Origin of the sequence: Mesorhizobium sp. M0152, assembly GCF_040322415.1 — a bacterium.
Classification (GTDB): domain Bacteria; phylum Pseudomonadota; class Alphaproteobacteria; order Rhizobiales; family Rhizobiaceae; genus Mesorhizobium.
On record NZ_JAMYTH010000003.1, the window covers coordinates 17,088 to 41,878 of the forward strand.

General features: G+C 62.8%; 21 protein-coding genes and 1 tRNA gene. 12 read left to right on the forward strand and 10 right to left on the reverse strand.

The genetic code is table 11. The features are described from left to right. Positions 1-59: 59 nt before the first annotated feature. The 8 genes from NKJ26_RS04050 to NKJ26_RS04085 all read left to right on the forward strand — a co-directional run bounded on the left by NKJ26_RS04050 (position 60) and on the right by NKJ26_RS04085 (position 9,565). Complete coding sequence (locus NKJ26_RS04050) at positions 60-1,937, forward strand: extracellular solute-binding protein (protein WP_352693892.1); 1,878 nt, start codon at positions 60-62, stop codon at positions 1,935-1,937. Next, positions 1,937-3,805 (forward strand): extracellular solute-binding protein, encoded by a 1,869-nt coding sequence (locus tag NKJ26_RS04055; RefSeq protein ID WP_352693894.1) that lies wholly within the window; start codon positions 1,937-1,939, stop codon positions 3,803-3,805. The genes NKJ26_RS04050 and NKJ26_RS04055 overlap by 1 nt, the downstream gene beginning before the upstream one ends. Before the next feature lie 30 nt (positions 3,806-3,835). Further along, the gene (locus tag NKJ26_RS04060; RefSeq protein ID WP_352604861.1) at positions 3,836-4,933 is read left to right on the forward strand and encodes a microcin C ABC transporter permease YejB; all 1,098 of its coding nucleotides are present in this window, start codon (positions 3,836-3,838) and stop codon (positions 4,931-4,933) included. After that, positions 4,933-6,078, forward strand: a complete 1,146-nt coding sequence (locus tag NKJ26_RS04065; RefSeq protein ID WP_352693896.1) for an ABC transporter permease — start codon at positions 4,933-4,935, stop codon at positions 6,076-6,078. The genes NKJ26_RS04060 and NKJ26_RS04065 overlap by 1 nt, the downstream gene beginning before the upstream one ends. Before the next feature lie 157 nt (positions 6,079-6,235). Then, positions 6,236-6,469, forward strand: a complete 234-nt coding sequence (locus tag NKJ26_RS04070; RefSeq protein ID WP_352693898.1) for a hypothetical protein — start codon at positions 6,236-6,238, stop codon at positions 6,467-6,469. Beyond that, complete coding sequence (locus NKJ26_RS04075; RefSeq protein ID WP_352693899.1) at positions 6,469-6,969, forward strand: type II toxin-antitoxin system VapC family toxin; 501 nt, start codon at positions 6,469-6,471, stop codon at positions 6,967-6,969. Before NKJ26_RS04070 ends, NKJ26_RS04075 begins: the two co-directional genes overlap by 1 nt. Continuing rightward, positions 6,966-8,594, forward strand: coding sequence for an ABC transporter ATP-binding protein (locus NKJ26_RS04080; RefSeq protein ID WP_352693901.1), 1,629 nt, complete (start codon positions 6,966-6,968; stop codon positions 8,592-8,594). Before NKJ26_RS04075 ends, NKJ26_RS04080 begins: the two co-directional genes overlap by 4 nt. 29 nt (positions 8,595-8,623) lie before the next feature. Continuing rightward, a complete protein-coding gene (locus NKJ26_RS04085) occupies positions 8,624-9,565 on the forward strand; it encodes a 2-hydroxyacid dehydrogenase (RefSeq protein WP_352693903.1) in 942 nt (313 codons plus the stop codon). A 396-nt stretch (positions 9,566-9,961) separates the two neighbouring features. On the opposite strand, the gene NKJ26_RS04090 is transcribed toward NKJ26_RS04085, so the two are convergent. After that, complete coding sequence (locus NKJ26_RS04090) at positions 9,962-10,321, reverse strand: hypothetical protein (RefSeq protein WP_352693905.1); 360 nt, start codon at positions 10,319-10,321, stop codon at positions 9,962-9,964. A 118-nt stretch (positions 10,322-10,439) separates the two neighbouring features. Further along, positions 10,440-11,357 (reverse strand): class I SAM-dependent DNA methyltransferase, encoded by a 918-nt coding sequence (locus NKJ26_RS04095; protein WP_352693907.1) that lies wholly within the window; start codon positions 11,355-11,357, stop codon positions 10,440-10,442. A 105-nt stretch (positions 11,358-11,462) separates the two neighbouring features. Here NKJ26_RS04095 and NKJ26_RS04100 point away from each other — a divergent pair, with 105 nt between their 5' ends. Beyond that, positions 11,463-12,473, forward strand: coding sequence for a ligase-associated DNA damage response exonuclease (locus NKJ26_RS04100; RefSeq protein ID WP_352604877.1), 1,011 nt, complete (start codon positions 11,463-11,465; stop codon positions 12,471-12,473). 76 nt (positions 12,474-12,549) lie between these two features. After that, positions 12,550-14,151 (forward strand): cisplatin damage response ATP-dependent DNA ligase, encoded by a 1,602-nt coding sequence (locus NKJ26_RS04105; protein WP_352693909.1) that lies wholly within the window; start codon positions 12,550-12,552, stop codon positions 14,149-14,151. Between the two features lie 73 nt (positions 14,152-14,224). Here the strand turns inward: NKJ26_RS04105 and NKJ26_RS04110 are convergent, their stop codons facing one another. Then, complete coding sequence (locus tag NKJ26_RS04110; RefSeq protein WP_352693911.1) at positions 14,225-15,367, reverse strand: hypothetical protein; 1,143 nt, start codon at positions 15,365-15,367, stop codon at positions 14,225-14,227. A 331-nt stretch (positions 15,368-15,698) separates the two neighbouring features. Between NKJ26_RS04110 and NKJ26_RS04115 the strand changes: the two genes are divergently transcribed. Beyond that, positions 15,699-15,774, forward strand: a tRNA-Thr gene (locus tag NKJ26_RS04115). Positions 15,775-15,784: 10 nt separating this feature from the next. Here the strand turns inward: NKJ26_RS04115 and NKJ26_RS04120 are convergent. Together NKJ26_RS04120 and NKJ26_RS04125 are read right to left on the reverse strand one after the other, a co-directional pair. Continuing rightward, a complete protein-coding gene (locus NKJ26_RS04120; RefSeq protein ID WP_352693913.1) occupies positions 15,785-16,525 on the reverse strand; it encodes a hypothetical protein in 741 nt (246 codons plus the stop codon). Next, a complete protein-coding gene (locus tag NKJ26_RS04125; RefSeq protein WP_352693915.1) occupies positions 16,522-17,130 on the reverse strand; it encodes a hypothetical protein in 609 nt (202 codons plus the stop codon). Before NKJ26_RS04125 ends, NKJ26_RS04120 begins: the two co-directional genes overlap by 4 nt. A 383-nt stretch (positions 17,131-17,513) precedes the next feature. Here NKJ26_RS04125 and NKJ26_RS04130 point away from each other — a divergent pair, with 383 nt between their 5' ends. Further along, positions 17,514-17,702, forward strand: coding sequence for a YodC family protein (locus tag NKJ26_RS04130; RefSeq protein ID WP_352604886.1), 189 nt, complete (start codon positions 17,514-17,516; stop codon positions 17,700-17,702). A gap of 110 nt (positions 17,703-17,812) precedes the next feature. Here the strand turns inward: NKJ26_RS04130 and NKJ26_RS04135 are convergent, their stop codons facing one another. From NKJ26_RS04135 to NKJ26_RS04155, 5 genes are all read right to left on the reverse strand, one after another. Beyond that, positions 17,813-19,393, reverse strand: a complete 1,581-nt coding sequence (locus NKJ26_RS04135) for an indolepyruvate oxidoreductase subunit beta family protein (RefSeq protein ID WP_352693917.1) — start codon at positions 19,391-19,393, stop codon at positions 17,813-17,815. Further along, complete coding sequence (locus NKJ26_RS04140) at positions 19,386-21,539, reverse strand: thiamine pyrophosphate-dependent enzyme (RefSeq protein WP_352693919.1); 2,154 nt, start codon at positions 21,537-21,539, stop codon at positions 19,386-19,388. Before NKJ26_RS04140 ends, NKJ26_RS04135 begins: the two co-directional genes overlap by 8 nt. Positions 21,540-21,599: 60 nt before the next feature. Continuing rightward, entirely contained in the window at positions 21,600-22,082 is a 483-nt protein-coding gene (locus tag NKJ26_RS04145; RefSeq protein ID WP_352693921.1) for a MarR family winged helix-turn-helix transcriptional regulator, read from the reverse strand. Continuing rightward, complete coding sequence (locus NKJ26_RS04150) at positions 22,082-23,653, reverse strand: phytoene desaturase family protein (protein WP_352693923.1); 1,572 nt, start codon at positions 23,651-23,653, stop codon at positions 22,082-22,084. The genes NKJ26_RS04145 and NKJ26_RS04150 overlap by 1 nt, the downstream gene beginning before the upstream one ends. A 305-nt stretch (positions 23,654-23,958) precedes the next feature. Then, positions 23,959-24,750, reverse strand: coding sequence for a cyclase family protein (locus tag NKJ26_RS04155; RefSeq protein WP_352607885.1), 792 nt, complete (start codon positions 24,748-24,750; stop codon positions 23,959-23,961). Between the last annotated feature and the right edge of the window lie 41 nt (positions 24,751-24,791).

A 24,791-nucleotide genomic window follows, 5' to 3' on the forward strand; every position in this document is an offset into this window, starting at 1 on the left:
CAAATCATCTAGATTGCCCTTCTGGATTGATCTGGCACGTATCGCGAAGAGGACAGTGCATGATGGTTGGCCGAACGCTTCTCAAGCCGTTGCTGGCGGCAGCGCTTCTGGTGGCGGGATTGCAGGTGACCAATGCCGACGAATGGCGCACCACCTCATCGCTGATCGGCGAGTCCAAATACGGCGACAATTTCCAGCACTATGATTACGTCAATCCGAACGCGCCCAAGGGCGGCACGCTGAATTCGGTGGTTCTCGGCACGTTCGACAGCTTCAACCCTTACATCGTGCAGGGTTCGCCTGCCGCGGGCCTCGTCGGGTTCGGCGGCGGCCTGCTCTACGACACGCTGATGGAGCAAGCGACCGACGAAGGCAGTACCAGCCATCCGCTGGTCGCAGACGCTTACAAATATCCGGCCGACTATTCCTCTGCCACCTACCGGCTCGATCCTCGCGCGAAATGGCATGACGGCCAGCCGATCACCGTCGACGATGTGATCTGGTCCTTCCAGGTGCTGAAGGCGAACAGCCCGATGTACAGCCGCTATTTCGAGAACGTCACCGATGCCATGGCCGTCTCCGATCGTGAAGTCGAGTTTCATTTCAGCCAGAAAGGCAATCGCGAGCTGCCGAAGATCCTCGGCGACCTCGCCGTGCTGCCGAAACATTGGTGGGAAGGCACCGACGCCAATGGCAAGAAGCGTGACGTCACCCGACCCACGCTGGAGCCGCCGCTGGGCTCCGCCGCCTACAAGATCGCCAGCTTCAAGCCCGGTTCGGAAATCGTCTGGCAGCGCGTGCCGGACTATTGGGGCGCCAAGCTGCCGGTGAAGATCGGCCGCGAGAATTTCAACACGCAGCGTTTCACTTACATCCTTGATGACAATGCCGCCTGGCAAGCCTTCACCAAGGGCGGGCTTGACGACATCAAGCCGGAAAACAGCTCGAAGCGCTGGAAGACATTCTATGATTTCCCGGCAGTGAAGGCCGGCGATGTCATCAAGCAGGAATTCAAGACCACCTCGCCAGAGCCGATGCAGGCTTTCATGCTCAACCAGAGGCGCCCACAGTTCCAGGACCGCCTGGTGCGCGCCGCGCTGCTCTATCCCTTCGACTTCGAGACAATGAACCGGACGCTGTTCTACGGCTTCAACACCCGCACCAGCAGCTATTTCCAAGGCACTGAACTGGCCTCCAGCGGCTTGCCGCAAGGCAAGGAGCTGGAAATTCTGGAACAGTATCGCGACAAGCTGCCGCCCGAGTTGTTCACCCAGGAATTCAAGCTGCCGGTCTACGATTCGCCGCAGGCCGAACGCAAATATTTGAAGCAAGCCGTTGATCTGTTCGCCAAGGCTGGCTGGGTGATCAAGGGCGGCAAGATGGTCAACGCCAAGAGCGGCGAGCCGTTCAAACTCGAGATTCTCGGTTGGAACGACACCGACCAGGTCATCTCCAGCCCTTATATCGCCAATCTGCGCAAGATCGGCGTCGACGCCACGTTGCGCATCATCGACCAGACCCAATATGTCAACCGGGTCAACAACTTCGACTACGACGTCATTATCGGGCAGCTCGGCCAGTCGGAATCGCCGGGGAATGAGCAGCGCGACTTCTGGAGTTCCAAGGCCGCCGACAGGCCGGGCTCGCGCAACTACGCCGGCATCAAGAATCCGGTCGTCGATGCCCTGGTCGACCGCATCATCTTCGCAACCGACCGTGAGGATCTGGTTGCCGCCACCCATGCGCTCGACCGGGTGCTGTTGTGGAATTACTACGTCGTGCCACAGTATTATCGAGCCGTGGTCTGGCTGGCTTACTGGAACAAATTCGGCATTCCGGCCAAACAACCGAGCTATATCGGCGCCGACCAGAATTCCTGGTGGATCGATCCCGAAAAGGAAAAGGCGCTCGCCGCGAAGTACAAGGGCAGCAATTGATGGCGGTCCTGCCCCGCCGCGATTTCCTGGCCCTGGGCAGCGCCGCCGCGGCGGCGGCCTTGCTGCCGGGCACGGCCTTCGCGGAGATCCCAACCGGCACCAAGCTGCACGGCCTGTCGGCCTTCGGCGACCTCAAATACAGAGCGGACTTCACGCATTTCGACTATGTCAATGTCGATGCCCCGATTGGCGGGATTTTCAATTTCTCGCCGCCTAACTGGGGCTACAACCAGGACACGCAGACCTTCAACACGCTGAATTCCTTCACCGACAAGGGCGATGCGCCGCCGCGCATGGAGATGTGTTTCGACGCACTGATGGTGCGTGCGCTCGATGAGCCCGACGCCGTCTATGGGCAGATCGCCGATGGCGTAACGTTGTCGGATGACCGCAACAGCTTCACCTTCTCGCTTCGCCCTGAAGCCCGTTTCCATGACGGTTCGCCGCTGACGGCGCAGGACGCGGCCTTCACCTTCAAACTCTACAAGGAGAAGGGTCACCCCGACCTGTCGCTGTCGCTGACGCATCTGGTCGATGCCGTCGCCGAAGACGATCGCACGCTGCGGCTTACCTTCTCCGGCAAGCAATCCGCCCGCACCGTGCTCAATGTCGTGGTGTTCCCGATCCTGTCGAAGGCCTTCTACATGGCCAATCCATTCGACTCTTCGCAGTTGAACCCGCCGCTCGGCTCCGCTGCCTACAAGGTCGGGCGCTTCTCGGCCGGTGCATGGATCGAATATGACCGCGTCGCCGACTATTGGGGCCGTGATCTTCCGGTCAATCGCGGCCAGAACAATTTCGACCGTATCCGCATCGAGTTTTACCAGAACCGCATGGCCGGCTTCGAATCCTTCAAGAAGGGAGAAATCACTTACCGAGAGGAGTTCACTTCGCGCGTCTGGGCAACCGCCTACGACTTTCCCGCTTTTACCACCGGCAAGGTGGTCAAGCACGAATTCCCGGCCGAGAAGCAGCCGACCATGCAGGGAACGGCGGTCAACCAGCGACGCGAGCAGTTTCGCGACGCGCGCGTGCGCCAAGCGATCGCGCTCTGCTTCGACTTCGAATGGACGCGGCGCAATTTCTTCTATGGCTCCTACGAACGTTCGCATTCCTGCTTCGAAAAGTCGGACTTTCTCGCCGAAGGACTGCCGTCGCCGCAAGAACTGGCCCTGCTGGAGCCGCTGCGAAGCCAGCTTCCGGCGGAGGCCTTCGGCGAAGCCGTAACCCAGCCCGCATCGGACGGCTCCGGACGCGACCGCAAGCTGCTTGGCCAGGCGGCGAAGCTTCTCAACGCAGCCGGCTGGAAACGCTCGGGCGATTTTGTCGTCAACGACAAGGGCGGCAGGCTTTCAGCCGAGTTCATGGTCGACGACGACACCTTCGTGCAGGTTTATTCGCCCTGGGTCGCCAACATGAAGGCGATCGGTATCGACGCCACGATCCGACTGGTGGATCCGGCGCAATACCAGTCCAGGCAGGCGACGTTCGATTTCGATCTGCTGTCGGCCGCTTTCTCGTTCAGCGCGACGCCGACGCGGGACGATCTCGAAGTCTTCTTCCATTCCGGAACCGCCAAGCTCTCCGGCTCGCGCAATTTGCCGGGCATTTCGAGCCCGGCGATCGACGCGCTGATCGACGCCGTGGGTGCCGCGAAGGATCGCGAAACCCTGACCGTGGCGATGCGTGCGCTTGACCGGGTCTTGCGTGCGCGGCGCGATTGGATTCCAAGTTGGTTCCTGGCGAATCACCGAAGCGCCTATTGGGACATGTTCGGCTTCCCCGAACAAAAACCCGATTTCGGCTTTCCGGTCGAGGCGCTGTGGTGGTTCGATAAGGGCAAGGCGGCAAAAATTGGCAAAGGCTAAGATGTTCGCCCAACGAGGGCAGAAAGCCTGATGGGCGCCTACATCCTGCGCCGCATCCTTCTGATGATCCCGACGCTGTTCGGAATCATGGCGATATCGTTCGCGGTCATCCAGTTCGCGCCGGGCGGCCCGGTCGAGCAGGTCATCGCCAAGCTGACCAACCAGGGCGGCAGCGATCGCCTCGGTGGCGGCGGCGGTGGCGACGCGGGGGGTTCCAATCTCGATGTCGCCGGTGACGTCGGCTCGAAATATCGCGGCGCGCAAGGGCTCGATCCGGAATTCATCAAGAAGCTGGAGAAGCAGTTCGGCTTCGACAAGCCGCCGCTGGAGCGCTTCGGCCTCATGCTGTGGAATTATATCCGGTTCGATTTCGGCGACAGCTATTTCCGCGACATTTCGGTGCTCAACCTGATCCTGGAAAAGATGCCGGTGTCGATCTCGATCGGCCTGTGGATCACGCTTCTGTCATACCTGATCTCGATCCCGCTCGGCATCCGCAAGGCGGTGAAGGACGGCAGCCCCTTCGACATCTGGACCAGCGGCGTCGTCATCGTTGGCTATGCCATTCCGGGTTTCCTGTTCGGCATCATGCTGATGGTGCTGTTTGCCGGCGGCTCGTTCTGGGACTGGTTCCCGCTGCGCGGCATCGTCTCGGACAATTGGGACCAGTTGTCATGGCCGGCCAAGATCGCGGACTATCTCTGGCACATGACCTTGCCGCTGACGGCACTGGTGCTGTCGGCCTTCGCCACGACGACGCTGCTGACCAAGAACTCGTTCCTGGAGGAGATCCGCAAGCAGTATGTGGTGACGGCGCGGGCCAAGGGCCTGTCGGAACGGCAGGTCCTCTACGGCCATGTCTTCCGCAACGCCATGCTGATCGTCATCGCGGGTTTCCCCGGCGCCTTCATCTCGGCCTTCTTCACGGGTTCGTTGCTGATCGAGAACATTTTCTCGCTCGATGGGCTCGGCCTGCTCGGCTTCCGCTCGGTGGTCGAACGCGACTATCCGGTGGTGTTCGCCAACCTCTACATCTTCTCGCTTCTCGGCCTGTTCGTCGGTTTGCTGTCCGACCTCATCTACACCTGGGTCGATCCGCGCATCGATTTCGAGCGGAGAGACGTCTGATGTCGGAGGCAAGTGATACCGCCGGGGTTGTGCCGGAGCGGATGCCGCGGCCGTTTCTGTCGCCGCTCAACAAGCGCCGGCTGCAGAACTTCAGAGCGAACCGGCGCGGCTACTGGTCGCTGTGGATCTTCCTTGTGCTGTTCGTGCTGTCGCTGTTCGCCGAATTCATCGCCAACGACAAGCCGATCATCGCCTCCTACAAGGGCGAGATCCTGTTTCCGGTGCTGGTCGCCTACCCCGAGGAAAAGTTCGGCGGCTTCTACGCCGTCACCGACTATCGCGACCCGGTCATCCAGGACGAGATCAACGCCAATGGCTGGATGATCTGGCCGCCGGTGCGCTACTCCTACCAGACAGTCAACAACGCCATCCCGGAAGCCGCGCCCGCCAAGCCGTCATGGCAATATGACGCCAAGACGCGCTGCAACCAGTATCCGCAAGGGGCTGATGATCCGGCCTGCAACGTCGGCAACTGGAACTGGCTCGGCACCGACGACCAGGCGCGCGACGTGCTCGCGCGCGTCATCTACGGCTTCCGAATTTCGGTGCTGTTCGGCTTGATTCTCACGGCCGGCTCGGCATTGATCGGCGTCGCTGCCGGCGCCGTGCAAGGTTATTTCGGCGGTTGGACCGATCTCCTGTTCCAGCGCTTCATCGAAATCTGGTCGGCGATCCCGGTGCTCTATCTCCTGCTCATCATCGCCGCCATCCTGCCGCCGGGCTTCTTCATCCTGCTCGGCCTGATGCTTCTGTTTTCCTGGGTGGCGCTGGTCGGCGTGGTGCGGGCCGAATTCCTGCGCGCCCGCAACTTCGAATATGTCAACGCGGCCCGGGCGCTCGGTGTGCCCAACCGCACTATCATGTTCCGGCACCTCCTGCCCAACGCCATGGTGGCGACATTGACCTTCATGCCCTTCCTGCTCAGCGGCTCCATCTCGACGCTGACGTCGCTCGACTATCTCGGCTTTGGACTGCCGCCCGGCTCCGCCTCGCTCGGCGAACTGCTCAAGCAGGCGCAGCGCAACCTCAACGCGCCTTGGCTCGGCATTTCCGGCTTCATCGTCATCTCGCTGATGCTGTCGCTGCTGGTCTTCGTCGGCGAGGCGACGCGCGACGCCTTCGACCCGCGCAAGACGTTCAGATGACAACGATGCGGACCGGCATTCAGCATGATATATTCCCAGTGCGGCAGCTTGAGCGAAATGAGCGTGTGAATCAATTGCCGAAACGACTGATGGCCGCAGTCAGTGACGGGTCACAAACGGCAGTTCCGCATGTCGTACCCCACGGAAGGACAGAGTTGTGAATAAGGTGATCCTTGAGCATTACCCTGCATCCAAACTCCCGGATGAACTGCGAGAGGGTATAGCTTTAAGTGCCTCGGTTAAGGTGACGGTGGAAGAGGAAGGCAAGCGGCCTCTCGGCCACAAACAATTGCTTGAACTTATGCGGAATGCGCAGGCCAACGCGTCGGGAACAAGTCTCGAAGAGGCTGTTGCGCGTGTTCGTGCCCTCCGCGATGAGTGGGAGGATTGATGGCCGCCTTCCGGCTTTACGTCGATACGAACATTTTCATCTACGCTTTCGAAAACAACGATGCTCTGGCAAAAAAACTGCTTCAGCTCATTTCACTGAGCGAGGGCAGAAAGCAGCCTTTCCTCGCGACAAGCGAACTCGTGCTGGCAGAGTTGGTGGTTGACCCTCTGAAAAAGAGCAATGAGCCGCTTGTTGAGCTCTATGACAATATCTCGATCGGTAATGCGTTTGTCTCGATTGGAACGGTAACTCGCGAGGTTCTCTGGCACGCGGCCCAGCTTCGCTCGCAATTCATTTCGCTTAGGCTGCCGGATGCTATTCATCTTTCGACGGCGATGCATTTCGGATGCACACAATTTCTGACTGCCGATATCAGACTGAAGGATGCCTATTCTGTCACGCCAAATCGGCTTGTCCCTCCCCAACTGACAGCGCAAATTTCGATCATACGACCGGAGATTTCTGCCCTTGATAAAGTCATAGCGGAAATTGATACATGACTGCTTCTTTGCTCTCCGTTGGCGACCTCAGCGTCGCCTTTGCGCAAGGCGGACAGCAGTCGCTGGCCGTCGATCACATCTCCTTCGACATCGCCAAGGGCGAGACGGTGGCGCTGGTCGGCGAATCCGGCTCCGGCAAATCCGTCTCGGCGCTGTCTGTGCTGAAGCTCCTGCCTTATCCCAGCGCCAGCCACCCCTCGGGAAAGATCCTGTTCCAGGGCGCCGACCTGCTGGCCATGAGCGAGAGGCAATTGCGCCAGGTACGCGGCAACAAGATCACCATGATCTTCCAGGAGCCGATGACCTCGCTCAATCCGCTGCACACGATCGAGCAGCAGATCGTCGAAATCCTGAAGCTGCATCAAGGCATGGCCGACCGACCGGCCAGGGCGCGCACACTGGCCCTGCTCAACGAGGTCGGCATCCGCGATCCGCAGAAGCGCCTCGACGCCTATCCGCATCAGCTCTCCGGCGGTCAGCGCCAGCGGGTCATGATCGCCATGGCGCTGGCCAACGAACCGGAACTCCTGATCGCGGACGAGCCGACGACGGCGCTCGACGTCACGGTGCAAGCGCAGATCCTCGAACTGCTGGCCGGCCTGAAGAGCCGCAAGGGCATGTCGATGCTGTTCATCACCCACGACCTCGGCATCGTGCGCAAGATCGCCGACCGGGTCTGCGTGATGACCAAGGGCAAGATCGTGGAGACCGGACCGACCAAGGACATTTTCGCCAACCCGCAGCACGCCTATACGCGGCACCTGCTGGCGGCCGAACCGAAAGGCAAGCCGCCCGCCGCCAACGCCGCGGCCAAGCCGGTCATGACCGGCAAGGACATAAAGGTCTGGTTTCCGATCAAGCAGGGGTTCTTCCGCCGCACCGTCGACAATGTGAAGGCGGTCGACGGCATCGATGTCACCGTGCGCGCCGGCCAGACGCTTGGCGTCGTCGGCGAATCCGGTTCGGGCAAGACGACGCTCGGCCTGGCGCTGGCGCGAATGATTTCGTCGACCGGAGCCATCCAGTTCAACGGGCGCGACATCAACCAGCTGTCCTTCAACGCCATGCGGCCGCTGCGGCGCGAATTGCAGATCGTCTTCCAGGATCCGTTTGGCTCGCTCAGCCCGCGCATGTCGATAGCCGAGATCATCGAGGAGGGCCTCAAGATCCACGAACCGAAGCTATCGCCCGACCAGCGCGACGACAAGGTAGCCGCCGTGCTGAAAGAGGTCGGTCTCGATCCGGCGACACGCAACCGCTACCCGCACGAGTTTTCCGGCGGCCAGCGCCAGCGCGTCGCCATTGCGCGCGCCATGGTGCTCAATCCGCGCTTCGTCATGCTGGACGAGCCGACATCGGCGCTCGACATGAGCGTGCAGGCGCAGGTCGTCGATCTCCTGCGCAGCTTGCAGGCCAAGCATGACCTCGCCTATCTCTTCATCAGCCACGACCTCAAGGTCATCCGGGCGCTTGCCAACGACGTCATCGTCATGCGCAACGGCCAGATCGTCGAATCCGGGCCTTCCCAGCAGATTTTTGAAAATCCGCAAACCGACTATACTCGGGCACTGATCTCGGCCGCCTTCAAGATCGAGACGGCGCCGGTCGGCATCGTCAGCGAGTGACTTGCACCAAGGGACTTGAAGATACCGCGATGGAAAAAGGCCGTATCCTGCTTGCCGTCACCGGCTTTCATCCGCAGCGCTGGCGCGACCTGTTGTCGGCGGAGCGCGAGGTGGTGCTGGAGCCGGACAGCGCCACGGATCCGTCGATCACCTATGCCGTGGTGTGGAAGCAGAAGCCGAACCTGTTGTCGTCGCTGCCAAACCTGCGCGCCATCTTCTCGATCGGCGCCGGCGTCGACCATATCTTCGCCGACCCCGGTCTGCCGGACGTCCCGATCGTCAAGGTCGTCGCCGAAAACCTCACGCAGTACATGACGGAATACGTCGTCTGGCGGGTGCTCGACCACCATCGCCAAGGCATGCTCTACCGGTCGCAACAGGCGAAGAAAACCTGGCACGACCCGCCGCAAAGGCCGGCAGGCGACATCTCGGTCGGCATTATGGGCCTCGGCAATCTCGGCCGCGCCGCCGCCTCGGTGCTTTTGTCGCTCGGCTTCGCCGTCAATGGCTGGTCGCGCAGCGAGCGGCCGATGGACGGGGTTGCGACCTATTCAGGCGAGGCCGGGCTGATCCCGTTCCTCAATGCCACCGATATACTGGTGGTGCTGCTACCGCTGACGCCGGACACCCGAGGCATCGTCAACTACAGCGTGCTGAAGGAATTGAGGAAGCGCAACGGTCTCGGCGGCTCGGTGCTGATCAATGTCGGCCGCGGCCGGCTGCAGAAGGACGCCGACATCGTGCGGGCGCTGGACGACGGCACGCTGAAGGAAGCGAGTCTCGACGTGTTCGAGGTCGAGCCGCTGCCGAAGACCAGCCGGCTGTGGAGCCATCCAAAAGTGTTCGTGACGCCGCACGCCGCGGCGACCTCCGATCCTGTGCACCTGGTGCCGATCATGCTGCGCCAGATGGACGCTTTCGAGCGCGGCGAAAAGCTCGACAATCTGGTGGACCGGAAGGCGGGATATTAGCTCGGGCAAGCCTGCCTTACGTGCGTTTCGACGCGCGCCGCGTATAGTATAGGACTGCCATTCTGAACCGCTGCATCCTTCGTCTGATGTCGCGGCATGGATCCTAGGGTCTGCGCCGCGTCGCTACGCTCCTTGCTTCGCCCTAGGATGACGAAGGTATGGAGGCCTGAGGCTAATCGTGGGCGTTGGAGTTTGGCATCGGTTGGGCATCAATGGTAGTCAACAACCTTCGAGGTTAGGTTAGCCGAAAACATCTCTCCGGTCGTCATCCTAGGGCGGAGCAAGGAGCGCAGCGACGCGGCGCAGACCCTAGGATCCATGCCGCGACGCCTGCCGGAGAATGCAGCGGATGGAGATGCCACGATCCCTCAGAGTTGATGACGACGCACCCGATCTTCAGCCGGGCAGCGCGAGCTTTTTCTGCTTGTCCGGCTTGCCGCAATCGCGGCGCTCGATCGACCGGTTCATGGCATCGATCTCGCCGGTTGCCTTGTCGCTGTCGCGCTTGGCCTTGGAACGCAGGTCGGGCGTGAACGGGCCGAAGCCCATCGCGGGATTGGAGAAGGTCGGCTTTGCGGTCGTCGGAAGGCTGTATTGCTGCGCCAACCCGTTGCGCTGCGCCAGCAACTGATCGCATGGCACGCTGTCATATTGCAGGGAGGATTCTATGTTGGCGTCCTGCCGCTCGGACATCGAATTGCCCACGCAGCCGGCGGTTGCCAGGCAAGATGCCAAGATCATCATATTCCAGCGCATCCGATATGCTCCTCCTGATATCCCGCCCTGCCGCGACCAGATCGCAAATATCAGTCGCGCACGCAAATCGGACTTTTTCAAAGCACGGATTTCGGTCGGACCGAAGAAGATCGACGCCTCAAGCCGCCGGCAGCTTGATCGCCACGACGGCCAGCCCTTTGACGGGCTCTCGGCGATCGAGCCGGATTGTCGTCGGCTCCAACGACAGGATCGAAAGGCCATTGACCGCAAGAACGCGCCGGACATAGGACCGCGAATGAGCGTAGCGCCGTGACGGCTGCAACGCGAAGTCGCCGCCATCCGCCAGGCTCTCGACGGAGAAAGCAAACAGGCCATTGTCGGCTAGCATGCCGGCCACCGTCCCCATCAGGCCTTCGAGCGCGCCGACATAGATGACGACATCGGCGGCGGTCACCAGATCGGCCTTGCCGCCTGAATAGGACAATTCCTGCAAATCCACCTTGGTGAGCGCGTCATAGACGCCTTTTGCCCGCGCTTTCTTCAACATGCCAGTGGAGATATCGAACCCCTCCAGCCGATCGACGATCGGCCGCAACCTCTCTCCCATCAGACCGGTGCCGCAGCCAAGATCGAGCGCCAGGCCGAAGCGACCACGCCTTGCCTTGCGGATGGCCTCTTCAAGAGCTTCGGGCAACCGGTAGTCGAGCTTGCCGACCAGCGCCGCATCGAATGTTTCGGCATAGTGGTCGAACAGGGCTTCGACAAAAGCACCGGGTGGCGCCGAGGCGGCCGGTCCCTTGCCGATCAACTGCAACTTGAGTGCGGCGCCCTGACGGTCCGATGGATCGAGCTTCAGCGACATCGTCCAGGCCTGTGCCGCGAGATCGAGCCTGCAGGCCGTTTCCTGCATCTCGCCAAGGCGAAACCAGCCCATGGCCCATTGCGGCGCCAGTTCCAGCGCACCGAGCAACAGTTCGGCCGCTTGCGCATGGTCGCCGGACGCATGAAGCATCTCGGCATAATCGGCGCGCCGATCGGCGTTCAAATCGCCCGAAGAGGTCTGGAGCGGTTTCATGGCGATGGATCCCGCCTGCAACTGAAGCCGGCGCGCGTATATGCTGGAGTCAGCAGTGACTTACAACAGGCTTCCCGCGACGGAATTATATCTTATCTTGGGGCGATGCGCGCCCGCGACCTGCTTCACCCCCGGCCCGAGGGCCTTTACTGCCCGCCGGGCGATTTCTTCATCGATCCAGTGCGGCCGGTGAACCGGGCGCTGATCACGCACGGCCATTCCGACCATGCGCGCTCCGGCCACCGCTCGGTGCTGGCGACGCAGCAGACGCTCGACATCATGGGGCTGCGTTATGGCGAGGGTTTCGCCGATACAACGCAAGCGGCCGGGCTCGGCGAGACGATTGCCCTCGACGGCGTCACCGTCAGCTTCCATCCGGCCGGGCATGTGCTGGGCTCGGCGCAGATCGCCGTCGAGCACCAGGGTACACGGATCGTCGCCTCCGGCGACTACAAGCGGCAGAAGGATGCGACCTGCGCGCCGTTCGAGCCGATTCGCTGCGACGTGTTCATCACCGAAGCGACGTTCGGCCTGCCGGTATTTCGCCACCCACCCGACACGGAAGAGATCGCACGCTTGCTGAAATCGGCGGCGCAGTTTCCCGAACGCTCGCATCTGGTTGGCGCCTATGCGCTGGGCAAGGCGCAACGGGTGATGCGGCTGCTGCGCGACGCCGGCCATGACCGGCCGATCTACATCCATGGCGCTCTGGCCAAGCTCAGCGAGTATTACCAGAGCCAGGGCATCGACCTGGGCATGCTCGAACCGGCGACGGTGGAGGGCGGCGGCAAGGACGATTTCGCAGGCGCCATCGTCATCGGCCCGCCATCGGCCTTCGCGGACCGCTGGGCGCGGCGTTTTCCCGATCCGATCTCGTGCTTCGCGTCAGGCTGGATGCGCATCCGCCAGCGCGCCAAGCAAGGCGGCGTCGAACTGCCGCTGATCATCTCGGACCACGCCGACTGGGACGAACTGACCGCCACCATCAAGGAGACCGGAGCCGAGGAGATCTGGGTAACGCACGGCCGCGAGGAAGCACTGGTGCGCTGGTGCGAACTGGAAGGCATTGCCGCGCGCCCGCTGCATCTGGTGGGGTATGAGGACGAGGGCGATTGATGGCACTTGTGGCCGATGTAGCGCTCTACGGCGCCACAGAACGCAAACCTCTATTGTTGGCGAGTTGCATCCTGTCATGAACCGCTTCGCCGAACTTCTCGACCGCTTGGTGCTGACGCCGTCGCGCAACGGCAAGCTGACCTTGCTCACCGATTATTTCCGCAGCGTTGAGGATCCCGATCGCGGGCTGGCGCTGGCGGCCATTACCGGGGATCTCAACATAGCCGCGGTCAAGCCGGCGATGCTGCGCATCCTGGTCACCGAGCGCATGGATCCGGTGCTGTTCGGCTATTCTTACGATTATGTCGGCGATCTCGCCGAGACGGTGTCGCTGGTCTGGCCGCAGGAACCGGGAAATATACCGAACCGCGAGCCGACGCTGGCCGAGGTTGTGGCGAAGCTGCAGGCGGCGAGCCGCTCCGACGGGCCAAAGGTGCTGGCGCGATTGCTCGACAGCGCCAGCATCTCGGCGCGCTTCGCCATCATCAAGCTGGTGACCGGCGGCTTGCGCATCGGCGTCTCGGCGCGGCTGGCCAAGCAGGCGCTGGCCGATCTCGGCAAGGTCGACGTCACCGAGATCGAGGAACTGTGGCACGGGCTGACGCCGCCCTATACGGCGCTGTTCGCCTGGCTGGAAGGCAAGGCAGGCAAGCCGGAGCGCACGGCGCTGGCGCTGTTCCGACCGGTGATGCTGTCCAACCCGGTCGGCGACAACGACCTCGAAAAACTCGACCCGGCCGATTATGCGGCCGAATGGAAATGGGACGGCATCCGCGTCCAGGCGGTGTCGGAAGGCGGCGTCCGCCGGGTCTATTCGCGCACCGGCGACGATGTTTCCGGTGCTTTTCCCGATCTCGCCGAGGCGATGGATTTTTCCGCGACGCTGGACGGCGAACTGCTGGTCGGCGATCCCAGCGAGGCCACGGGAACCTTCTCGGACCTGCAGCAGCGTCTGAACCGCAAGACGGTGACACTGAGGATGCAGCAGCAATTCCCGGCCTTCATGCGCTGCTACGATTTGCTGCAGATCGGCAACGAGGATTTGCGCGCGCTGCCGTTTCGCGAGCGGCGCGGCCGTCTCGAAATCTTCGTGCAGACGCTCGACCCGAGCCGCTTCGATCTGTCGCCGTTCGTCGACTTCACGGATTGGCAGGCGCTGGAGGATCTGCGCCGGGCGCCGCCGCACCCGATCATCGAAGGCGTGATGCTGAAGCGCTGGGATTCGCCCTATGTCGCCGGCCGGCCGAAAGGCCCGTGGTTCAAATGGAAACGCGACCCGCACACGGTGGATGCGGTGCTGATGTATGCGCAGCGCGGCCACGGCAAGCGCTCCAGCTTCTACTCGGATTATACGTTCGGCGTCTGGTCCGGCGCGGTGGGCGAGGAGGAGCTGGTGCCGGTCGGCAAGGCCTATTTCGGCTTCACCGACGAGGAGTTGAGGCAGATCGACAAATATGTCCGCGACAACACGATCGAGCGCTTCGGACCGGTGCGCTCGGTGCGCGCCGACCGCGACAACGGCCTGGTGCTGGAAGTCGCCTTCGAGGGGCTCAACCGTTCGACCCGGCACAAATCCGGCGTCGCCATGCGCTTTCCCCGCATCTCGCGGCTGCGCTGGGACAAGCCCGCCAATGAGGCCGACCGCATCGAAACGCTGCAGGCACTGCTCGATCGCTGATCATGTCGCCCGGATTCGTTCCGGAACAACGTCATGCAAGAGACAAGGTCACCTTGCCCCACGCCGGATATTTTTACGGCTCGATCGAGACGCGGATTTCGTAGATGTCGACGGCCTTGCCTTGCTTGTCGAAATCGGAATTGACGGCGATCGTTCCGGCCGAGCCCGGACGCTTGCCGGGAAATTTCACGTCGAACAGATATTCGTTGCGCTGCTGGCCGACCGCGTAGCGCTTGCGGCCGCAGTCGCCAAGCTCGCCGAAATTGCAGTCGACGGAAATCTGCGTGTCCTTGCCGTCCTCGGCGCGGGCGACGATGTCGAACACGGCGTGCTTGCCGGCGAGCTTCTCCAGCACGCCTTGTCCGACGTCGAAACTGATCGCCGAACCGGAAGCGCCCGAGCGAATGCGCAGGAACGGCCCGGTGTCATCCTTCATCGCCTCGGCCTTGGCATCCGACGGAGCGCTGACATGCGTCGGGTCGGTCGGTGAAAAGACATTGATCCAGTCGCGCGACTGCTCCTCCGCCCCGGGCTTGACCGGCGCGTTGGCTCCGTCAGCCGGCGTGAAATCATCATCCTCGACGGTCGGCGGCGCTTGCGGCGGAGCGGTATCGAGCTGCGCCGCCGTCTTGAACACGCCGGTCTGCATGGCGAAGAACAGGCCGATGCCGACTGCCGCGAGCAACGTCACGGTCAGGAAGATGGTCGTCAGCGGCAGACGGCGTCCTCGAATGCGACGCTCATCGCGATCCGGCGCCACTTCCGCCGCGGCGGACGAATCGGGAGCGGAGACGTCGATAGCCGGCCCGCCAGGAAGGGCAGCGTCCGGCATGATGTCGGGAACGACCGGCAGAATGCGCGAACGCGGCGCATCGGCGGCGGATTGCACGGGCCCATCGACGGCGACGGCGGGCGATTGCGCTTTCGTGCCGATCTCGACGGCGGGCGCTGCATCAGCCGCGGGTTCGGCCGCCGGTACGTCGACCTGGGGGCCGGCGTCGGCCACCGCCGGCAGGAACTCGGATTCGATTTCAGTGATCTTGGCCTGTATGGCCTTGCGCCGCTTGATGGCGACTTCCACGGTCACCCCGGGATTGGCCTGGAGCGCACGGTCGAGCGCGGCGAAAGCCGATCGATAGACCTTCTCGCGGAACGGACGGTCCTCGGCGTTGCCTCTTTCCAAGGCGTTCCGGATCGCTTTTTCGATCGCGTCCAAGCGGGATCCCTCTTTGCGTTGCTCCAAGCTTGCCACGATGGTTAGCCGCAGGCGACCGATCAATCAACGGGCGACGGCCAGCATTTTGCCTTGTCCAGGTGTCGAAAGTCCATTCCGGCGATGTACGGCAAGCAAAAGCGGCAGTTTCGCCTGTCGTCACCTGCGAGCAGGCGCATGTCGGCCCAGGCGCCGCCCTCACGACCGAGCGGCGACGGATACCGCGGCCGATTTCCCTACGGAGGAGCCGCCGCACGATTTGCCAAGTCGCATCTTGAATTCGCGGCCGGTTGCGTCTATCACCCAGCCCATCTTGGAGGCCTTGGCTTTCCTGGCCGCTTTAGCTCAGTTGGTAGAGCACCGCATTCGTAATGCGGGGGTCGCGTGTTCGAGTCACGCAAGCGGCACCAGTTCCCCCGTTCACAGTCCTCCATTGTTGACCGCGAAGGGCTTGAAACCATCTGCGCGCGTCTGTGCCTGCCACAAGGGCAATCCACTTTCCGCAGCGAAATCTGCATCCTCCGCGTAGATCGGCTCGCCTCTTCTCACCACCCGTCGAAGCAAATCCGCATCTTCGTTGGCGTGATATCGAAAGGCATTTCGGGTGTCGTATCCATGCCCGGCCTGGGACAGGGAAAACCCGCTGACTACAACAGGGGCGAAACCGGCGAAACGCGCCAGCACGATCGCGAAGGCTCCGGTGGAGATTTTCCGGTGCCAGCCGCGGGACACATGATATTTGCCGCTTAGCCGCCAAACGATGTTGGCAAGCTGCCATTTGGTAAGCGCCTGCAAGGTGTCATAACGGTAGTTGAAGGTGCGACAACCGGCTTTCAGCTTGTCCTCGACGTCCGGCCAAACCGGGACAATCAGATGCTTTGCCTGCCGCCCCTTTAACAAATCACGCTTGTAGAAGTCCTGCTCGCTCCTGCCGACTAAAATGCCGCGGCGGATCAGGGCGATATCAGGAACGGGGAGGCCGAAGGTTTCCGCCAAAAGCTGGGAAGCATTGACGGTCACAAGTGCCCAATCGGCATCATGTCCCTGCGGGAGGCGAAAATTCGGCGCCGACCCCATCACCAAGGCGGGGCCCGTGCCCCTGGGCAAGCGAAGAATTGGCTTTGGGAAGGTTGGCAAAAGATCCGAAAGCGCAGTTTTCATCCGGGAATCTGAACCGCCTGTTCCTCAAACGAGCGCAGAATGCCCTCTTCCCGGCTCCACAATTCGTCCCATTGCGTGGCGCCGGGCCAGCCCGCAAACCAAGGACCGCCGAGCGTGTAGTGCGCCAACGAGACATCGGCGGGGTCGAGTTCGGAAGCCGAAGCCCCTACGAGGTAGTTCCATGCCAGCGGCAATTCCCCGATCTCATGGTCCTCAAGCCATTTGAACGCATGGAGGTCACGTCCGGGCCACGTATTAAGCATCTCGTTGGTCAGCCGTTTGTTGGCGGGATGATCCAGATTCCACAAAACGACCGACGACCAGTTTTTGCGGCGATAGAACGTCTGCGTTTGCCCGTCCATCTTGACCGCTTCGGATTCGCGCTGCTGGTGCTTGACCGCCATGATCGCGTAGGCGGGATCGAGCAGGTCGAGCAGCTTGGCTGGATCCTTCAGAAACAGGACGTCACAATCGCAGAACATGGCCCAGCCGCCTTGCCTCATGAACGGAACGGCAAAGCGCGATATGGCAAACTCGGTTGCCATCGGCGCCTCGGAAATCGGGCACCAGAGCTTGCCATCACGGACCTCAATCGGGCGGGTCATGATTCCTTGGGCGACAAGGTCTTTGAGCACGAGTGGCTGTATCTGCAACGGCGTGCTTGTCCGCCGGTACGCGCTCCATCGCGCTACGTCTAGAACTCGGGATTCGCGCGGATCATACCCAATATAGATTGGTATCATGTGACAAATCTATAATCTGATGTGAATCCCTTTGAATTTAGCATGGCAGCACAGCAAGCGGAAGACCGGAAGTACATTGAACCAATTGAATGCCCGCAAGCGGCACCACTTCCCTCCGTTCCCACTATGGTGCCGGAATCCAAAGCGCTGCCTGGTACCGCGATCGCGATGCTGGCCGAGCGCATTCCCATTGTCGAGATGCTGGTTTGGTGGGAAACTCATGCTCGTCAGCATGGGAGGTCGAAATGCCCAACAGTTTCAATACCGGAGACGTCGTCAAGCTGAAGTCCGGAGGCCCGAAAATGACAGTGAGCGACGGTGCCGCCTCCGGCACGTATATGTGCCATTGGTTCAATCGCGAAGGCGATGTCTGGACCCCGCAGCATGCCGGCTTCAAGCCGGACCAGCTGATGGTGGCTGACCAATCGACGTAATTCCAACTCTTCGGCTGAGGATTTCGAACAGGAAGCAAGCAGCGCCGGGGCGGGCGCTTCGTCGCGGCATGCGCGGCTCGTTGCGTGACGACTGAGCGTCACAAGGTCCGTCAGTCGGTTTCGTTCTCGTTGAGCGTCGCCGCGGTCTTCAGCGCGCCGTCGAGCATGTCGCCTTTCTCGTCCTTCAGGGCCATCTCGCGCAAGCGGCGGATCCAGTCGGCGGCATCCTCGCGGCCCTTGAGCATGTCGAGTGCCGACAGAACCCGGTCGAATTTCGACTGGGCGCGGACGTGGGTGTCGCTGTAACCCTTGATCAGCCGGCGGCAGTTGAGGATCTCGACAGCCAGCGCATAGTCCACCGGCACGTAACCGAGCGCCAGCGCGTACCAGCGATCGAGATGGGCGACCTCGACCTCGTGGCGCAGCAGACGGCGACGCCAGCGGCGCAGGCCACCGATGAACCACAAGGCGGCAAAGCCGGCAAGGCTGTCGGTGCGGATGCGGCGGCCATGGTTGATGCGGCGGTCGAGAAAGGCGGCGAGCTTCGGCCGGTTCTCGATGTAACGGCCCAACCCCGCTGGCAAAGTCCCGCAGAATTCCTCGATGCGTGGGTGGAAATATTCAGTCACCTGCAGGATCGAGCCGTCCTTGACGCCAACCTCGCGACGCACGCGCCTGTCGCGCGTCGAACGCGTCTTGAGATCGGCAACACGGATCATGTCGTCGTAGCACATGGCGTTGGCCAGGTGCTTGGCGGCAGCAATCGACAGCGCATATCCACGATCCGCTCCGTCCAGCGCGACGGCCCTATCGAGCCGGTCGAGATATTCGCGCCCGTAGGCGATGTCCTGATAGTCGACGACCTTTTTCAGGCCCCTAAGCGCCATGTCGCGCACTGCCGCCGGCATCACATCGATGCGGGCGGCCAGGGCCTGCCAGCCTTGCAGCAGGGTTTGCGGGCCACTCACCTGTCCGGCGCCCAAGGCGGAGCCCACGATCGCGGGTTCAGCCGCCTTTGGCGCAGGTGTCGCGGTGCCGCGCGCGCGATCGTAGGCGGCGCCGAAGGCAGCGAGGCTGGCCTTCACGCCCCGGCCGCCGGCACCGATCGCCTGCTCGTAGCTTGCGCGGGTGAACGGCAGCGCGTCGGACCCGGCCAGCGCACCAAGCAGGCTGGCCGAGATCATCGAGCCATTGTCGGCGGCGATCTTTTCCATGTCGAAAGCGATGAAGCGCTTCGAGGCCGCTTCAGCCGTCGCGTGCACCTTGGACGACGAGGCCCTGCCGTCGCCAGGCTCGATCTTTTCCGACACGGCGGCGATGCGGTGGGACGAGGCGATCAGCGTCGTGCGGTCGGGGGTGACGAAGCCCCGGATAATGGCGCGGCCGGCTTCCATCAGTTCCGCCGCGATCAGGATGTCGACATCACCCTGCGAAGGCGACAGCGCGAAGACCGGCAGCCGGCCGGTGTCGCGGGCCATCTCGACATAGTAGATGGTGGCGCCGGTGCGCTGGGCGACGCCGGCGACAGAGGTCGATTGCGCGACAAAGCCATTGCGCTCGGCGACATCGGTGATCCAGTCGGCCAGCACGCCGCCGCCCTGGCCGCCGACCGCCAGCACGGCAAGCTTGATGACGCGCTCGCTATCCTGAGCGCCGGGGCGGGCGCGGAATGGCGGGACAGCGTCAAGCATCGGCGAAGATCAGGCGGCGGCTTTCGCGGCGACGCTGCAACAGGCCGATCGTGGCGCGGCGTGTCGTCTCGAGAAAGCGGTCCCAGCGGCTCGGATTGTGCACGACGTCGGCGCGATAGAAGGACGGGCACAGCACCGCCGCATCTGCGACCTCGCCGCAATTGCCGCAGCCGACGCAGCTCTGGTCGATCGCTGCCACCGGGTCGTCGCGCAGCGGATCGTCGAGCGACTTCACCGACAGCGACGGGCAACCGGACAGCCGCATGCAGGCATGGTCGCCGGTGCAGATATCCTCATCGACGCCGAACTTCGGTTTGACGACGCGCGTCCCACCCTTGATCGCCTTGTCGACCAGAGGTTTTTCGCGGCGCTGGCGGTTGAGCATGCATTCGGACGAGGCGACGATGACCTTCGGACCCTTTTCCTCGGTCGTCAGCGCCTCGCGCAGCGTGTCCTGCATCTTGCCGACATCATAGGTGCGGTCGACATGGCGCAGCCATTTGACGCCCATGCCTTTCACCGCCTCGGTGATGGGGTGCTTCGTCGATTTGGTCTTGTTGCCCGCGCGCGACGACAGAATGTCCTGTCCGCCGGTGGCGGCCGAATAGAAATTGTCGACGATGACGATGACGCCGTCATTCTTGTTGAACACCGCATTGCCGATCGAGGAGGTCAGGCCGTTGTGCCAGAAACCGCCATCGCCGACGAAGGAGATCGAGCGGCGCTTGGCGTCGGGCGAATTGAAGGCCGAGGCCGAGGCCGGGCCGAGCCCGTAGCCCATCGTGGTGGCGCCGAGTTCGAAGGGCGGCATGATCGAGAACAGATGGCAGCCTATGTCGGAGGCGATGTGGTGCTTGCCGATTTCCTGTTCGACCAGCTTGGTCGCGGCAAAGATCGGCCGTTCCGGGCAGCCGATGCAGAAACCGGGCGGTCGTCCTGGAACGACATTGATCAGGTCGGCGGTGTCGACGCCGTCGCCGACCTTGTTCGGCGCGCGCACCTCGCCGGGCAAGAGATGCGGCGCCTCTGCCCGCAGGAAGGCGCCAATGCCGTCGAGCATGACCTGGCCGGTGTATTCGCCGGCCATCGGCAGGTGCTCCTTGCCGACCAGCCTGGTGCCGCGGCCAGCCTTGTGCAGCATCGCGGCAAAGGCCTGCTCGATGTAGTTGGGCTGGCCTTCCTCGACCACGAGCACCGATTGCTTGCCCTCGCAGAAGGACAGGAATTCATCATCGATCAGAGGATAGACGGCGTTGAGCACATAGAGCGGTACATCCGTCTCGCCATAGGTGTCGGCCAAGCCGAGGCGTTGCAGGGCGCGGATGACGGAATTGTACATGCCGCCCTGCATGACGATGCCGACCGAGCCGTGATCGGAACCGAAGATCTCGTTGATCTTGCGGCTCTTGATGAAATCTACCGCCGCCGGCCAGCGCTTCGCGACCTTCTCCTTCTCATGCAGGAAGGAGGCGGGCGGCAGCACGATGCGGCCGGTGTCGCGGCGCGGCGCCTCCAGCGCATCGGCCACGGTCATCGGCGGCCGCTTGTTGTCCTTGGCGATGAAATGGCCGTGCACGTGGCAGCAACGGATACGCACCTGCAGCATGACAGGCGTGTTGGAGGCCTCGGACAGCTCGAAACCATCCTCAACCGCCTTGACGATCGATGGCAAATTGGGGCGCGGGTCGAGCAGCCAGACCTGGCTCTTCATGGCGAAGGCATGGCTGCGCTCCTGCATGATCGAGGAGCCTTCGCCGTAATCCTCGCCGACGATGATCAGCGCGCCGCCGGTGACGCCGCCGGATGCCAGATTGGCAAGCGCGTCGGAGGCGACGTTGGTGCCGACCGTCGACTTGAAAGTTGCCGCGCCGCGGATCGGATAATGCACCGAGGCGGCCAGCATGGCGGTGGCGGTGGCTTCCGAGGCGCTGGCCTCGAAATGCACGCCGAGCTCGCCCAGAATGTCCTGCGCGTCGGCCAGCACATCCATCAGATGGCTGATCGGCGCGCCCTGATAGCCGCCGACATAGCCGACGCCGCATTGCAGCAGCGCCTTGGTGATAGCGAGGATGCCTTCGCCGGCAAACTCCTCGCCGGCGCCGAGCCTGAGCTTTTCGACTTCCTTGGCAAAAGACCGTTCGGCCATTTCTGGGTTCCTTCCGTTGCCGCCTGGCCCGTTATGGCCTGGCATTGGCGGCGCGTACGTCTAGATGTCGTGCTTACGAATGTTCTTCAGCATTTTCAAAAGCGTAGCGATGAGCGCGGAATATTCAGCATCATCGATATCGTCGAACATCGCCTCGAACGCGTCATGCATCGCCGGCCAGGCGCGCGCGAATTCGGCGCGCCCCTCGTTGGTCAGGAACACGTGGCGGATACGGCTGTCGGTGACCCCTTGCTCGCGCCGGACGAGGCCCTGCCCTTCCAGCGTGTCGAGCGTGCGGCTCAGGGTCGACTGCTCGATCACCGTATAGACCGAGAGGTCGTTGACGGTGATGCCGTCGCTGACCGACAGCACCGCCAGTGTACGCACCTGCGGAATGGTCAGGCCCTGCTTGCGGAAATCGTCGCGCAAGGTGGCGTTGTAGCGGCCCATGATGCGGTTCATCAGATAGGGCGCGAATTGCTGCAGGCCGATCTGGCCCAGGGTCGAAATGCGCTGACGCTTTTGCCCGACCTTCTGTTCCATTACAGCCTCCCCGCCAGGAGAAAGCCGGAGCCGCCGCCGAGACCAGCCCCAGGGTGGGTCGAGGCGCCGATATGGTAGAGGTCCTTGATGCCCGTCTGATGGTTGCGGCTGGTCTTGAACGGCCGCCACAGGAAGGACTGGTCGATGGTCGAGGAGCCGCCATAGGGATCGCCGCCGACCAGATTGATGTTCATCGCTTCGAGATCGGCCGGCGAATAGGCGCGACGCGCAATCACGCTGTCCTTGAGGCCGTCGATATGGCTGGCGAGGATCGCTTCGGCACGATCGGCATAGGCTTCGCGCAACGCGTCGCTCCATTGTCCGTCGGCCGGCGCTTGCAACTTGCGGGCGGCATCGCCCTTGATGTGACGGGGCGCCTCGGGCAGTTGCAGCCACAGGATCGCCTTGCCCGGCGGGCAGCGCGACGGGTCGAGCGCATGCGGCTGGCCGACGCAGATGGTCGGCACCTCCGGCAGCATGCCACGCGCCGCCTCGTTGCAGGCCTTGGACACGCCATCCAGTCCAGGCGTCAGGTGCAGCAGTGCAATTTTGTCCAGTCCCTCGCCGCGCCATGAAGGCGGCTTGTCGAGGGCATAGTGGATCTGGAAATTGCCTTTGCCGTAGCGGTATTTCCGCGTCGCCTCGACATCGGCTTTGGGCGCATCCGCGCCGAGCAGCCGGCCGTAGAGCTGCGTCGGCGTGACCGAGCAGATGACGCTCTTCTTCGCATGCACCATTTCGCCCGAGGCCAGCCGCACGCCGGTGGCGCGGCCTCCTGCCTGGATGATAGAGGCAACGTCGGACTCGGTTGAGATGACGCCGCCGCGCTCGGTGATGAGTGCCTCGAAGGCCGACAGCAGGTTCTGCGCCCCGCCCTTGACGATCGGCGCGCCGGCCGCTTCCAGCGCGAAAGCGATGACCTTGGCTATCTGGCCGGAGAAAGCATCTTCCGGCCCAAGCCCGGCATGCAACACCCAGGGCGCCCACAGGGCGCGAACGGTTTCGGACTGGTAGGTGCTTTCCAGCCAGCTACGCGCCGGCACCAGCGCATCGCCAAGAAAGGCGGCCAGCCCGCGCGGGCCACGTCGCCAGCCATTACCGGCCAGCAGCTTCGCTGTCGGGTAGGACCACAGGCTGCCGCCGAGCAGGCCGAACAGCAGGCCGGCGTTGCGCTCGATACTGCCGACATCGTCCGCGTGACGGTCGCCGTCGCCTGTCGCGATCGCGTTGAACGCGGCGACGTTTGCGGCGCGATCGGTGCGCAGAACGGCATGGCTGCCGTCCGGGCGCAGCACGCCGGTCGGGGTGCCAGTGTGGCAGAACTCCAGCCCGTGCCGGGCAAGGTCCTTGCCCAGCGCCGCATAGGCCGGTGAAGTGATGAACAGCACGAAGGTCGTGGCCATCACGTCATGGATGAAGCCGGGCGCGGTGATCTCCTCGGTACGCATGCAGCCGCCGATACGGTCGTTGCGTTCGAGGACGAGCACCTTCTCGCCCTTGCCGCCGAGCATGGTCGCGCAGACCAGCGCGTTGATACCGCTGCCGACGATGATGTGGTCGGGGGCGTTCATGGGTGGTGGCCTCCGGCCGGCCGAAGGTAGGGTTCAAACGCGCGATGTCGAGTTCCGTCGCGCCCCCCTCTGTCCTGCCGGACATCTCCCCCACATGGGGGGAGATCGGCCGTCATCCCGGCCTTCGCAACTCCGAAACGTCGCAAGAATGAGCGGAGCGCTGAAGCTGCCAATCTCCCCCCAAGAGGGGGAGATGTCCGGCAGGACAGAGGGGGGCGCCGTAGAGCTCCAGCGTTGCTTCGCTCCCACCTCATCACTGCGATTTCGCCTGCAAGCATGATCTTCTCCCGAAGACCCCACCTCACCTATTGCTTCGACACCAGCGCCAGCGCGCGGATCGGACTGCCGGTGCCGTGTTCGATCTTGAGCGGCGCCGCGATCAGGATCGCTCCCTTCGGCGGCAGCTGGTCGAGGTTGCACAGGCTGGCAAGGCCGTAGCGATTGGCCTTGTGCATCAGCGTGTGTGCCGGAAATGGCGGCTCCATTCCCCCTGCTTTGCCGGCATCGGTGCCGATCGTCTCGCTGCCCCAGCCCTTGATGTTCTTGCCGATCAGGAACTGGATGGCTTCGGCCGTCGGGCCGGGCGTGTGCGGGCCGGTCTCGTCGGCGTTGAGGAACTCGGCTTCAGAGCCGTTGCGCTTGTACCAGTCGGTGCGCATCACCACCCACTCGCCGGCGTTGATGGCGCCATGCTTGGCTTCCCATGCCTTGATATGATCGACGGTGAGCAGGAAGTCATGGTCGGCGGCGGCTTCCTTCGAGCAATCGATGACATTGACCGGGCCGACGAAATTCTGCGCCGGAATGGTGTCGGTGGCGCCGTCGGCATAATCCTTGCCGGAGATCCAGTGCTGCGGCGCATCGAAATGCGTGCCCGAATGCTCGCCTAGCTTCAGCCAGTTCCACGCCCACCAGGGGCCGTTCTTGTCATAGCGGGAGATCGAATGAATTTCGACCTTCGGCGTGTCGACGGCGAGTTCCGGCGGCAGCTTGATCAGCGGCGTATCGGGCCCAAGCGGCGCCGAAAGGTCGACCACCTTGATGGCGCCGGAAAGCAGCTGGCCGGCGACTTCGCCGAGGAGTTCTTGCGTGTCCATGTCTCTGTTCCCTCTTTCTTGTCGATGCTGAAGGCTCGTTT